Annotated in this window: 10 protein-coding genes; all 10 read left to right on the top strand. The window is 70.7% G+C overall.

The genetic code is table 11. From position 1 onward, the window contains the following. Positions 1 to 48 precede the first annotated feature (48 nt). The 10 genes from AC07PZ_RS11620 to AC07PZ_RS11575 all read left to right on the top strand — a co-directional run bounded on the left by AC07PZ_RS11620 (position 49) and on the right by AC07PZ_RS11575 (position 12,356). The gene (locus AC07PZ_RS11620; protein ID WP_495295241.1) at positions 49 to 1,197 is read left to right on the top strand and encodes an acyl-CoA dehydrogenase family protein; all 1,149 of its coding nucleotides are present in this window, start codon (positions 49 to 51) and stop codon (positions 1,195 to 1,197) included. An 11-nt stretch (positions 1,198 to 1,208) separates the two neighbouring features. After that, positions 1,209 to 2,015 carry an enoyl-CoA hydratase/isomerase family protein gene (locus tag AC07PZ_RS11615; RefSeq protein WP_495295240.1) on the top strand — a complete coding sequence of 269 codons (807 nt, stop codon included), beginning with the start codon at positions 1,209 to 1,211 and terminating at the stop codon, positions 2,013 to 2,015. Beyond that, complete coding sequence (locus AC07PZ_RS11610; RefSeq protein WP_495295239.1) at positions 2,015 to 3,049, top strand: MaoC/PaaZ C-terminal domain-containing protein; 1,035 nt, start codon at positions 2,015 to 2,017, stop codon at positions 3,047 to 3,049. The genes AC07PZ_RS11615 and AC07PZ_RS11610 overlap by 1 nt, the downstream gene beginning before the upstream one ends. Next, the gene (locus tag AC07PZ_RS11605) at positions 3,042 to 4,220 is read left to right on the top strand and encodes an acetyl-CoA C-acetyltransferase (protein ID WP_495295238.1); all 1,179 of its coding nucleotides are present in this window, start codon (positions 3,042 to 3,044) and stop codon (positions 4,218 to 4,220) included. Before AC07PZ_RS11610 ends, AC07PZ_RS11605 begins: the two co-directional genes overlap by 8 nt. 109 nt (positions 4,221 to 4,329) lie before the next feature. Beyond that, positions 4,330 to 6,477 (top strand): fatty acid oxidation complex subunit alpha FadB, encoded by a 2,148-nt coding sequence (fadB, locus tag AC07PZ_RS11600; RefSeq protein WP_495295237.1) that lies wholly within the window; start codon positions 4,330 to 4,332, stop codon positions 6,475 to 6,477. A 30-nt stretch (positions 6,478 to 6,507) separates the two neighbouring features. After that, positions 6,508 to 7,755, top strand: a complete 1,248-nt coding sequence (locus AC07PZ_RS11595; RefSeq protein WP_495295236.1) for an acyl-CoA dehydrogenase family protein — start codon at positions 6,508 to 6,510, stop codon at positions 7,753 to 7,755. Positions 7,756 to 7,780: 25 nt separating this feature from the next. Continuing rightward, a complete protein-coding gene (locus tag AC07PZ_RS11590; protein ID WP_495295235.1) occupies positions 7,781 to 8,755 on the top strand; it encodes an NAD(P)H-dependent flavin oxidoreductase in 975 nt (324 codons plus the stop codon). 4 nt (positions 8,756 to 8,759) lie between these two features. Continuing rightward, positions 8,760 to 9,770 carry an NADPH:quinone oxidoreductase family protein gene (locus AC07PZ_RS11585; protein ID WP_495295234.1) on the top strand — a complete coding sequence of 337 codons (1,011 nt, stop codon included), beginning with the start codon at positions 8,760 to 8,762 and terminating at the stop codon, positions 9,768 to 9,770. Next, a complete protein-coding gene (locus AC07PZ_RS11580; protein WP_495295233.1) occupies positions 9,767 to 11,347 on the top strand; it encodes an AMP-binding protein in 1,581 nt (526 codons plus the stop codon). Before AC07PZ_RS11585 ends, AC07PZ_RS11580 begins: the two co-directional genes overlap by 4 nt. A gap of 67 nt (positions 11,348 to 11,414) precedes the next feature. Next, positions 11,415 to 12,356, top strand: coding sequence for an NAD(P)H-dependent flavin oxidoreductase (locus AC07PZ_RS11575; protein ID WP_495295232.1), 942 nt, complete (start codon positions 11,415 to 11,417; stop codon positions 12,354 to 12,356). Positions 12,357 to 12,384: the final 28 nt, after the last annotated feature.

Below are 12,384 nucleotides of genomic sequence, written 5' to 3'. Positions count from 1 at the left end.
CCCGCTTCATCCGCCGCATCGCGGCTCACACCAGGAACACACAGAACCATGGCCATCGAATTCCCTGTCGCCTGGCAGGACAGTGATATTTCCACCTACCGCGACACCGTGGCGCGCTTCGTCGAAGACGAGATGCTTCCCGCGGACGAAGCCGCACGCAAGCAGGGCCACGTCGGCCACGCACTCTGGCGCAAGGCCGGCGAGCTGGGCCTGCTCTGCGCCGATCTTCCCGTCGATTACGGCGGCGGTGGCGGCGACTACCGGCACATGGTCGTGCTCTACGAGGAGATGTCGCGCCGCGGGCTGACCGGGATGAACGCTTCGGTCCACAACATCGTGGCGCACTACGTCTTCAACCACGGCACGGAAGCCCAGAAGCGCGAGTACCTGCCGCGGCTGTCCAGTGGCGAACTGGTCGGCGCGATCGCGATGACCGAACCCGATGCCGGGTCCGACCTGCAAGGCATCCGATTGCGAGCACAACGCGAGGGCGCGCATTACGTGCTCAACGGCGCCAAGACCTTCATCTCGAACGGGCTGCTGGCCGGCCTGGTGCTGGTCGTCGCGAAGACGGACCCGGCGCAGCGCGCCCGCGGCACGTCCATCGTGCTGGTGGAGACACGGGACTGCGCGGGCTTCCGCGTCGGCCGCGTGCTCGACAAGATCGGCCTGAAGGCGCAAGACACGTCGGAGCTGTTCTTCGACAACGTGCGCGTTCCGGCAGCGAACATCCTGGGCGGCCAGGAAGGGCAGGGCTTCACGCAGCTCATGGCCGACCTTCCGTACGAGCGCACGGTGATCGCCGTCATCGGGCTGGCGGCCATGGAAGGCGCCTACCAGGCGACGCTCGACTACGTCCGCCAGCGGCGCGCCTTCGGCAAGCCGATCGGCGAGTTCCAGAACACCCGCTTCAAGCTGGCCGAGATCGCCACCACCACGCGCGTCGCCCGCGCCTTCGTCGACCAGTGCGTCCAGAAGCTGGTCGACGGAACGCTCGACACCGCGACCGCATCGATGGCGAAGTATTGGGTGTCGGAGGCGCAGGCCCGGGTGGTCGACGAATGCGTCCAGCTGTTCGGCGGCTACGGCTACATGAACGAATACCTGGTCGGCCGGATGTACGTGGATGCACGCATCCAGCGCATCTACGGCGGCACCAACGAGATCATGAAAGAAGTCATCGCCCGCGCGATGTGAGGACCCCTCCGATGCATTTCGAACACATGGACGTGGTGAAGGAAGGCGAGATCGCCTGGGTCACCCTGAACCGGCCCGAGCGCCTGAATGCGCTCAGCCTCGTGCTGATGCGCGAACTGTTCACCTTCTTCACCGCGCTGTACGACGACCCGAGCGTGCGCGTGGTGGTGCTGCGCGGCGCCGGCCGCGCCTTCTGCGCGGGGCTCGACCTCAAGGACCAGCAACGCCGCGACATCAGCAAGAGCGTCGCCGTGGCGATGGGGCAGCAGCGCACCGTGCGCGACATCATGCTGGCCATGCGGCGCTGTCCGCAGCCGATCATCGCGATGCTGCACGGCGCGGCCAGCGGCGGCGGCATGGCGCTCGGCCTGGCGTCGGACGTGCGCCTGGCCACGCCGGACCTGCGGATGAACGCGTCCTTCATCCGGGTCGGCCTGAGCGGTTGCGACGTCGGCGTGAGCTACTTCCTGCCGCGCATGGTCGGCAGCTCGGTGGCCGCCGAACTGCTGCTGACCGGCCGCTTCCTGGACGCCCGGCGCGGCGCGGCGCTGGGCCTCTTCAGCAACGTCGTGGAACTGCCGCAGCTGGAGGCCGAGGCACGCGCGCTGGCGACCGACATGCTCGCCGCCACGCCGCTGGGCCTGCGGCTCACCAAGGAAGCGCTGGGCCACGCCATCGACGCCGGATCGCTCGAAGCCGTCATCGCGCTCGAAGACCGCAACCAGGTGCTGTGCACCCAGGGCGAGGACTTCGAGGAAGGCATTGCGGCATTCCTCGAGAAGCGCCCGCCACGCTACGGCGCGGGCGCCGCCGACTGATGCCCGCGCCTGTGCCCGTGCCTGTGCCCGTGCGTCAGGCGGCGCCGCCGCAGCCGCTGGACACCGCGCTGCTGCTCGGCTGGCCGGAGCAGCGTGCCGTGCACCGGTACGACGTGCGCGACTGCATCCTCTACGCGTTGGGCGTCGGCGTCGGTGTCGGTGTTGGTGCAGGAGCCGGCACGTGGCCCGTCGACGCCGACGAACTGCGTTTCGTCTACGAGAAGCACATCCGCGTGCTGCCGACGATGGCCATCACGCTCGGCGTCGGGCGGAGCGACTTTCTCGGCGACCCGAGAACCGGCATCGACCTGGCGCGTGTGCTGCATGGCGAGATCGCGCTGGACCTGCATCGGCCCTTGCCGGCCGCGGGCACCGTGGTCGGCATGACGCGGATCACCGGGCTGGTCGACAAGGGTCCGCGCATCGGCGCGGTGCTGCACTACGAACGCAGGCTGGTGGAGCAGGGCAGCGCCGCACTCCTGTCGGTCGAACGCGGCACCTATCTGCTGCAGGGCAACGGCGGCTTCTCGGGGCCGGCGCAGGTCGCTGCGCCACCGCCGGCAGCGCCGTCGCCGCGTGCCGAGCCGGCAGCGAAGCCCGACTGGCAGTTCGTCACACCGATATCGCCGCGCGCCGCGCTGATCTACCGGCTCAGCGGCGACCTCAACCCGCTGCATGTGGACCCGGAAGCCGCCGCGCGGATCGGCTTCGACCGGCCGATCCTGCATGGCGCCTGCGCCTTCGGTGCGATCGGCCGCGATCTGCTGCGGCACGTCTGCGGCGATGCGCCCGAGCGCATGCGGCACCTGGGCGTCCGCTTCAGCGCGCCGGTGCGGCCGGGCGACACGCTGGAAACCCGCGTGTGGCGCGGCGCACCGGGCACCGCGACCTTCGAGACACGCATCCTCGGCGTTTCAACGGTCGCGCTGAGCCGCGGCACGCTGCGCTTCGGGCCGCCGAGCGACTCCCAAGCACACGCGCGAGCACAAGCACACGCACCCTTCACACTTTCACAAGGAGATTCCCATGCCTGAAGCCTATATCGTCGCCGCGGCCCGCACCGCCGGAGGCCGCCGTGGCGGCCGTCTTGCCGGATGGCATCCGGCCGACCTGGCCGCGCAGGTGCTCAACGCGCTGCTGGAGCGCACCGGCGCCGACCCTGCGCTGGTGGACGACGTCATCCTGGGCTGCGTCGGGCAGGCGGGCGAGCAGGCGACCAACATCGCGCGCAACGCGGTGCTCGCATCGAAGCTGCCGGAGTCGGTGCCGGGCACGTCGGTCGACCGCCAATGCGGCTCTTCGCAACAGGCCCTGCATTTCGCGGCGCAGGCCGTGATGTCCGGGACCATGGACGTGGTGATCGCCGCCGGCGTGGAAAGCATGACGCGCGTGCCCATGGGCATGCCGGCGACCCTGCCGCTGAAGAACGGCCTGGGCTTCTATGTGAGCCCGCTGATGCAGGCGCGTTACCCCGGCGTGGAGTTCAGCCAGTTCACCGGCGCGGAGGCGATCGCCAGGAACTACGGCCTGCAGAAGGCGCAGCTCGACGCGTATGCGCTCGACAGCCATCGCAAGGCGGCCGAGGCCACGCGCGCCGGGCGCTTCGCGAAGGAGATCGTTGCGATCGCCGCACGCCCCGCGGATGGCAGCGACCCCGGCGAGCTGCACACCGCGGACGAGGGCATCCGGGCGGGCGCGACGCTGGAAGGCATTGCCGGCGTGAAGCTCATCGCCGAAGGCGGGCGCCTGACCGCGGCCACGGCAAGCCAGATCTGCGACGGCGCCAGCGGCATGATGGTGGTCAACGAGCGCGGCCTGAAGGCCCTCGGCGTCGAGCCGCTCGCCCGCGTGCACCACATGACCGTGATCGGCCACGACCCGGTGATCATGCTGGAGGCGCCCATTCCGGCCACGAAGCGCGCACTCGACAAGGCGGGCCTGCGGATCGGCGACATCGATCTCTTCGAAGTCAACGAGGCTTTCGCGTCGGTGCCGCTGGCGTGGCTCCAGGCCACCGGCGCCGACCCCGCGCGCCTGAACGTGAACGGCGGCGCCATCGCGCTCGGCCATCCGCTGGGCGCATCGGGGACCAAGCTCGCCACGACCCTGGTCCACGCGCTGCGCGACCGGGGTGCCCGCTTCGGGTTGCAGACCATGTGCGAAGGCGGTGGCCTGGCGAACGTGACGATCTTCGAACGCCTCTGAAGGGCCGGGCCGGCTGCGCATTCGTCCGTTCCGACGATGGTCCGCCGGCCCCCGGATTCCTAGACTCATCGCAGGCCGCCGGCACGTCGCGGGCGCAGGAGTTGTGATGATGTTCGAGAGACAGAGCGTGCGGGTCGTGGCGACCGCGGTGCCGGGTGTCCATGAGTTGTGCTTCGACCGCCAGGGCGAGTCGGTCAACAAGTTCGACAACCGCACGGTGATGGAACTGGAGGAGGCCACGCGCTTCCTCAAGGCGCAGCCGGACCTGCGCGGCGTGCTCGTCACCAGCGCCAAGGACGTGTTCATCGTCGGCGCCGACATCACCGAGTTCGGCGAGATGTTCAGCCAGCCCGCCGCGGACATCGCGGCCGACGTGCTGCGGCGCAATGCGGTCTTCGTCGAGTTCGAAAGCCTGCCGGTGCCCACCGTGGTCGCGATCAACGGCTTCGCGCTCGGCGGCGGGCTCGAGTTCGCGCTGGCCAACAGCATCCGCGTGATGTCGACTGCGGCACAGATCGGCGTGCCCGAGGTCAAGCTCGGGCTGTTTCCGGGCTTCGGCGGCACGGTCCGGCTGGTGCGACAGGCCGGACCGGCGGTGGCCTGCGAATGGGTGTCGACCGGCAAGCCGGCGAAGGCCGATGCCGCGTTGGCCGCCGGTGTGGTCGACGACGTCGCCGCGCCCGAGGCACTGCGCGCCAAGGCGCTCGAATGGCTGCAGCGCGCGATGGACGGCGGCTTCGACTGGCAGGCCAGCCAGCAGCGCAAGCGCGAGAAGCTCGCGATGCCGCAGGCCCAGGCCGACGCCGCTTTTGCGGAGGCGCGTGCCAGGGCGGTACGCCAGGCGGCGCCTCACCAGCCCGCGGCGCTGGCCGCGATCGACATGATGCGGGCCGGCGCCGGGCTCGACCAGCGCGGCGCGCTGGAGCTGGAGGCCGGCACCTTCGGCGAGATCGCGCGCACGCAGGCCGCGGTGTCGATGGTGCGCACCTTTCTCAACGAGCAGGCCGTCAGGAAGACGGCCAGGCGTCATGCCAAGGCCGCGCAACCGGTGCGCCAGGCCGCGGTGCTCGGCGCCGGCATCATGGGCGGCGGCATCGCCTTTGCCAGCGCGCTGAAGGGCATCCCGGTGCGCATGAAGGACATCAGCCAGAAGGCGCTCGACCAGGGCATGGACGAGGCGCGCAAACAGGTCGGCCGCCAGCTCGCGTCCGGCCGCCTCTCGGAGCCCAGGGGCGCCGCCGTGCTGGCGTCGATCCAGCCGCAGATCGACAACGCGGGCTTCGACGCCGTCGACCTCGTGGTCGAGGCGATCGTCGAGAAGCTCGAAGTCAAGCAGAAGGTGCTGGCCGAACTCGAAGCCGGGCTGAAGCCGGGCACCGTGATCGCATCGAACACCTCGAGCCTGCGGATCGACGACATCGCGACGGCGCTGCAGCGCCCGCAGGACCTGGTCGGCATGCACTTCTTCAATCCGGTGCCGATGATGCCGCTGGTCGAGGTGGTCAAGGGCACGAAGACCAGCGACGCGGCCGTGGCCGCCGCCGTCGGCTATGCGGCTGCGATGGGCAAGACGCCGATCGTGGTGAAGGACTGCCCCGGCTTCCTGGTCAACCGCGTGTTCACCGCGTACATGCGCGGCTTCCTGCAGCTCGTGGCGGACGGCGGCGACTTCGTGAAGATCGACGCGGCCATGGAAGCCTTCGGCTGGCCGATGGGCCCGGCCTATCTGGAAGACGTGATCGGCATGGACACCGGCAGCCACGTCAACGACGTGATCTCCGCGGGCTATCCGCAGCGGATGCCGGCCTTCGCCGACGACGCGCTGCGCCTGATGGCGCGCGCCGGCCGCTACGGCCAGAAGAGCGGCTTCGGCTTCTATCGCTACGAGCCCAACTCGCAGGGCAAGCCGCGCCGCGTGCCGGCCGGCGACACGCATGCGCTGCTGGCGCCGCTGCAGCACAACGGACCGCGCGACTTCACGCCGGCCGAGATCGTCGACCGGCTCATGCTGCCGATGGTCGTGGAGGCCGCCCACGCGCTGGAAGAAGGCGTGGTCGGCACGCCGGCCGAACTCGACATGGCGCTGCTGATGGGCCTGGGCTTTCCGGCCTATGCGGGCGGCCCGCTGCAGTACGCCGACTGGCTCGGCCTGGCCGAAGTCGTCGCGCGCTGCGACCGGCTCGCGGCGCTGGGCGCGGCCTTCCGGCCGACCGACCGCATGCGCGCCATGGCGGCGTCCGGCGCCCGCTTCCACTGACATCCGTTCCATATTCCCCAGGAGTACACCTTGCATTTCGCGCTTCCAGAAGATGTCCAGGAGATGCAGCGCACGCTGCGCCGCTTCATGGACGAGCAGGTTTTGCCGCGCAACGCGGAGTTCGAGCGCATCGCCGCGTCGGGCACCTACCCGACCGACGTGGTCGAGCCGCTGAAGCGGATGGCGCGCGAGGCCGGCCTGTGGAACCTGTTCCTGCCCGGCCTGAAGCCCGACCAGCCGGGCACGCAGCTGAGCAACATGCAGTACGCGCCGCTGGCCGAGATCATGGGCCGTGTGCCGTGGGCGTCCGAGGTGTTCAACTGCAACGCGCCGGACACCGGCAACATGGAACTGCTGGAACTGCATGCGTCGCCCGAGCAGCGCACGCGCTGGCTGGAGCCACTGCTCGACGGCGCGATTCGCTCGTGCTTCGCGATGACCGAGCCGGACGTCGCGTCGTCCGATGCGACCAACATCCAGACCACGATCCGGCGCGACGGCGGCGACTACGTGATCAACGGGCGCAAGTGGTTCACCACCGGCGCGATGCACCCGCACTGCAAGTTCGCGATCGTGATGGGTGTGACCGACGAGAGCGCCGATGCGCCCAAGCATCGCCGGCATTCGATGGTCATCGTGCCGCTGGACACGCCGGGTTTCCGTATCGTGCGCAACGTGGCCATCATGCATCACCATGCGCCCGAGGGGCACTGCGAAGTGACCTTCACCAACGTGCGCGTGCCGGTCTCGAACCTGCTGGGCGAAGAGAACGCGGGCTTCGCGCTGGCGCAGGCGCGGCTCGGCCCGGGCCGCGTGCACCACTGCATGCGCACCATCGGCCAGTGCGAGCTGGCGATGGAGCTGATGTGCGAGCGCGCGCTGACGCGCAAGGCCTTCGGCAAGCAGCTCAGCGACTTCGCCAACGTGCAGGACTGGATCGGCTATTCGCGTGTGGAGATCGACCAGGCGCGCCTCTTCGTGCTGCAGGCGGCCTGGAAGATGGACACCTACGGCAACAAGGCCGCGCACATCGACGTGTCGGCCATCAAGCTGGTCGCGGCGCAATTGCAGACCCGGGTGGTCGACCGCGCGATCCAGGTGTTCGGCGCGATGGGCGTCACGCCGGACACGCCGCTGTCCTTCCTGTGGTCGTGGGGCCGCGCGATGCGCTTCTTCGACGGCCCGGACGAGGTGCACCTGCGCACCATCGCGCGCCACGAACTGACGCGGGCCAAGAGCACGCTCGGCGCCACCGCGCCGTACTACAGCGCGCATTGATCCGGCACCGACTCCCGCATCGCACATGAAGACACGAATCACCGAACTGCTGGGCATCCGCTACCCGATCCTCCAGGGCGGCATGCAATGGGTGGGCACCGCCGAGATGGCGTCCGCGGTGTCCAACGCGGGCGGGCTGGGCGTGCTGACCGCGCTCACCCAGCCGAGCCCGGACGCGCTGGCCGCCGAGATCGCGCGCTGCCGCACGATGACCGATGCGCCCTTTGGCGTGAACCTCACCATCCTGCCGTCGGTCAAGCCGCCGCCGTATGCCGAGTACGTCGACGTCGTGATCCGCAGTGGCGTGCGCGTCGTCGAGACCGCCGGCAACAGCCCGAAGGACTTCATCGAAAAGCTCAAGGCGGCCGGCGTGACCATCGTCCACAAGTGCACGAGCGTGCGGCACGCGCTGTCGGCCGAACGCAATGGCGTCGACGTGATCAGCATCGACGGCTTCGAGTGCGCGGGCCACCCGGGCGAGGACGACGTCGGTGGCCTGGTGCTGATACCGCTCGCCGCGCAGCGACTGCGCATTCCGGTGATCGCGTCCGGCGGCATCGCCAGCGGTGCCGGCATGGCGGCGGCCCTTGCGCTCGGCGCCGAGGGCGTGAACATGGGCACGCGCTTCTGCGCGACGGTCGAGGCGCCGATCCACGAGAACATCAAGCAGGCGCTTGTGCGCGCGTCGGAGCGCGAGACGCAGCTGATCTTCCGCACGCTGCACAACAGCGGCCGGGTGCTGAAGAACGCGGTGTCCGACGAAGTCGTGGCGACCGAGCGCCGCCCCGGCGGCTGCGAGTTCAAGGACATCCAGCCGCTGGTTGCCGGACAGCGCGGCCGTGCCACGCTGCAGAGCGGCGAGGTCGACGGCGGCCTGGTCTGGGCCGGCCAGACGGTCGGGCTGATCCAGGACATCCCGACCTGCGCGGAGCTGCTCGAACGCATGGTGGCCGAGTGCCGCGCGTCGCTGGCGCGGGCCAGCGCGCTCGCGGCGGGCTGAGCCGATGCGCAGCCTTCAGGCCCACGGCTTCGACGGCCTCGCGTCGTGGCAGCTCGCGGTGCTGCCCGCACCGGAGCCCGCCGCGGGCGAGGTGCAGGTCCGCGTCGAGGCCAACACGATCTCGTACGTCGACCTGCTGATGGCGCGTGGCCGCTACCAGATCAAGCCGGCGCTGCCCTTCGTGCCCGGCACCGAGTTCTGCGGCGTCGTCACGCAATGCGGCGCGGGTGTGCCGGACACGCTTCGCCCGGGCACGCGCGTGACCGGCACGGTGTTCGGCGGTGCCTGGGCCGAAGTCGTCTGCGCGCCCGCGTCGGCGGTCTGCCCGGTGCCGGCCGATGCGGACGCGGGCGCGGCCGCCGCGCTGCCCGTGACCTTCGCGACCGCCGTCTACGCGCTGCATGAGCGTGCCCGCCTGCGTGCCGGCGAGCGCGTGCTGGTGCTCGGTGCGGCCGGCGGCGTGGGGCTGGCGGCGGTGCAGACCGCGAAGGCGCTCGGCGCCTGGGTCGTCGGTGCCGCGACCGGCGCCGCCAAGTGCGCGGCGGTGCGCGAGGCCGGTGCGGACGTCGCGGTGGACATGGCCGCGCCGGACTGGGCCGCGCAGGTCAAGGCGGTGTCGGACGGCGGCGTCGACGTGGTGCTCGACCCGATCGGCGGGCGGGCGACCGACCCGGCCTTCCGCACCCTGCGCTGGGGCGGCCGGCATCTGGTGGTCGGCTTTGCCGAAGGCGCGATCGCCGAACTGCGCACCAACCTCGCGCTGCTCAAGGGCGCGTCGCTGGTCGGCGTCGACGTGCGCCAGTTCCGCGAGCGCGAACCCGAGGCCAACCGCGCCAACCTGGCGCTGACCGTCGACCTGTTCACGCGCGGCCTGCTGCGTCCCGCCGTGGCGGCGCGCGTGCCGGTGGCGGACTGGCCGAGCGCCATCGCCATGGCCGAAGACCGACTGACCACCGGCCGCGTGGTGATCGACTGGACCGCCGCCTTCACCGAACCCGGAACGAACTCGCCATGACACAGGCACCTGGAACCACGAGCGCGGCCTGGCACGCGCCGACCGCTTCCGCGCTGGTCTTCCGTGCGCTGCGGCGCTTTCCGGACCGACCGGCCTTCACCTGGGACGGCGGCAGCCTGCGCTATGCCGGCGCGCTGGACACCATTGCGCGCTTCCAGGCCGTCTTTTCGTCGCTTGATCTGCAGGAGCCGTTGCGGCTCGCACTGCTGAGTGCGAACCGCGCCGACGCGTGGTGCGCCGAGGTCGCCGCGCAGGCGCTGGGCGGCGCCATCACCTGGCTGCATCCGATGGGCGCACTGGCCGACCAGGTCGAGCAACTGGCCGATGCACGCGTGCATGCGCTGGTGGTCGACGCCGCCGCCTTCCATGACCGCGGTGGCGAACTCGCGTCGGGCGCCGATGGGCTGCAGGCGGTCTGGACGCTCGGCCCCGCGCGCTTCGGGCGCGACCTGCTCGCGGCTGCGGACGCCGCCGGCGCCTGCACGCCGCGCGACCTGGCGCGGCACGACGACATCGCCACCTTCAACTACACCGGCGGCACCACCGGCAAGTCGAAGGCTGCGGTGCGGCGCCAGCACGGCCATGCCGCGATGTGGCGCGCGATCCTGGCCGACTTCGAGCTGCCGGCCGTGCCGCGCTACCTCGCCGCGGCGCCTATCAGCCATGTGGCCGGCACCAAGATCATGCCGACGCTGCTGCGCGGCGGCAGCGTGCACCTGATGCAGAAGTTCGACCCGTCGCGCTTTCTCGCGACGCTCGAACGCGAGCGGCTCAACATGAGCCTGCTCGTGCCGACCATGATCTACACGCTGCTCGACGATCCGGCGATGGGCCGTGCCGACCTGTCGTCGCTCGAGCTGCTGTTGTACGGCGCGTCGCCGATGTCGCCGACGCGGTTGCTCGAAGGCATCGAGCGGATCGGGCCGGTGTTCTCGCAGCTCTACGGCCAGACCGAGTGCTACCCGATCAGCCTGCTGCGCAAGGGTGACCATGACGTGACGCGGCCCGACCTGTTCACGTCCTGCGGCTCGCCGCTGGTGTCGACCGATGTGCGCCTGCTGGACGCGCAGGGGCAACCCGTCGCGCTCGGCGAGGCCGGCGAGATCTGCGTGCGCGCGCCGCACGCGATGGACGGTTACTGGCAGCGCGACGAACTCACGCGCAGCACCGTGGTCGACGGCTGGCTGCACACCGGCGACATCGCGCGTGCCGACGACGAAGGCCATCTGTTCGTGGTCGACCGCACCAAGGACATGATCGTGAGCGGCGGCTTCAACGTGTACCCGCGCGAGATCGAGGACGTGCTGACCTCCGACCCCGCGGTGGCGATGGCCGCGGTGGTCGGCGTGCCCGATGCGCGCTGGGGCGAGGCCGTGCTGGCCGTGGTCGTCGCGAAGCCCGGCGCGCAGGTCGACGCCGCCGGCCTGATCGGCCTGGTGAAGGCGCGCAAGGGCGCACAGCACGCGCCCAAGCAGGTGCAGTTCGTCGATGCCTTGCCGCTGACGGCGCTGGGCAAGATCGACAAGAAGGCACTGCGTGCGCCACACTGGGCCGGCAAGGATCGGGGCGTCGCATGAGCGGCCTGCGCAACGTGCGCAAGGTGTGCAACGCGCGCGGAACCCCGCTGGCCGAAGGAATGTCCAGATGACCTTGCCCGCGTCGATTGCCCGCCGTTTGAAGCTGCCGCTGATCAGCGCGCCGATGTTCCGCGTGTCCGGGCCCGAGCTGGTGATCGCGGCCTGTCGTGCCGGCGTGATCGGCGCGTTTCCGACCGCCAACTGCCGCAGCGCGGCTGAGCTCGACGACTGGCTCGGCCATATCGAAGCGGCGCTGGGGCCGGACGACGCGCCGTTCTGCCCGAACCTGATCGTGCGGCACGAAGCCCTCGCCGAGCAACTCGCCGTGCTGCTGCGCCACCGCGTGGAACTGGTGATCACCAGCGTCGGCTCGCCGGCCGCTGTGGTCGGTCCGTTGCATGGCATCGGCTGCAAGGTGCTGGCCGACGTTGCGTCGCTGCGGCATGCGCACAAGGCGGTGGAGGCCGGCGTCGACGGACTGGTGCTGCTGAGCGCCGGGGCGGGCGGGCAGACCGGCTGGGTCAACGGCTTCGCCTTCGTGCGGGCGGTCCGCGCGTTCTACGACGGGCCGGTCGTGCTGGCCGGCGGCATGTCCGACGGCCATGCGCTGTGGGCCGCGAAGGCGCTGGGCTGCGACCTGGCCTACATGGGCACGCGCTTCATCGCCGCGGACGAGAGCCTGGCCGACCCCGCCTACAAGCGCATGCTGGTCGCGTCGGAGTTCGACGACGTGCTGCTGAGCGACGCATTCACCGGCCTGCCGGCGAACATGCTCGAAGCATCGGTGTGCGCGGCCGGGCTCGACCCGAAGGCACTGCCCGAAGGTCTCGGTGCGGACGGCGCGGCGCGGCTGTTCGGCGCATCAGGCAGCGAGGCGCAACGCTGGAAGGACATCTGGAGCGCGGGCCACAGCGTGTCGGGCGTGCGCGCGCTGGGCAGCGTGGCCGAGATCGTGGCGGCGACGGCGGTGGAGTACGCGGCGGCGCGGAAGGCGTCTTGCGCGGACTGAGGGGGAGTCCCGGGACGTGGGCGCGTCG

Source organism: Variovorax sp. GW821-FHT10B04, assembly GCF_059415645.1.
Note: the sequence above shows the minus strand (reverse complement) of the source record. Positions and strands in the feature narration are given on the sequence as shown.

What these genes read in the sequence shown, in the direction of transcription:
- AC07PZ_RS11620 (WP_495295241.1), top strand. Translation starts at nt 49, where the DNA reads ATGGCCATCGAATTCCCTGTCGCCTGGCAGGACAGTGATATTTCCACC.
- AC07PZ_RS11615 (WP_495295240.1), top strand. Translation starts at nt 1,209, where the DNA reads ATGCATTTCGAACACATGGACGTGGTGAAGGAAGGCGAGATCGCCTGG.
- AC07PZ_RS11610 (WP_495295239.1), top strand. Translation starts at nt 2,015, where the DNA reads ATGCCCGCGCCTGTGCCCGTGCCTGTGCCCGTGCGTCAGGCGGCGCCG.
- AC07PZ_RS11605 (WP_495295238.1), top strand. Translation starts at nt 3,042, where the DNA reads ATGCCTGAAGCCTATATCGTCGCCGCGGCCCGCACCGCCGGAGGCCGC.
- fadB (WP_495295237.1), top strand. Translation starts at nt 4,330, where the DNA reads ATGTTCGAGAGACAGAGCGTGCGGGTCGTGGCGACCGCGGTGCCGGGT.
- AC07PZ_RS11590 (WP_495295235.1), top strand. Translation starts at nt 7,781, where the DNA reads ATGAAGACACGAATCACCGAACTGCTGGGCATCCGCTACCCGATCCTC.
- AC07PZ_RS11585 (WP_495295234.1), top strand. Translation starts at nt 8,760, where the DNA reads ATGCGCAGCCTTCAGGCCCACGGCTTCGACGGCCTCGCGTCGTGGCAG.
- AC07PZ_RS11580 (WP_495295233.1), top strand. Translation starts at nt 9,767, where the DNA reads ATGACACAGGCACCTGGAACCACGAGCGCGGCCTGGCACGCGCCGACC.
- AC07PZ_RS11575 (WP_495295232.1), top strand. Translation starts at nt 11,415, where the DNA reads ATGACCTTGCCCGCGTCGATTGCCCGCCGTTTGAAGCTGCCGCTGATC.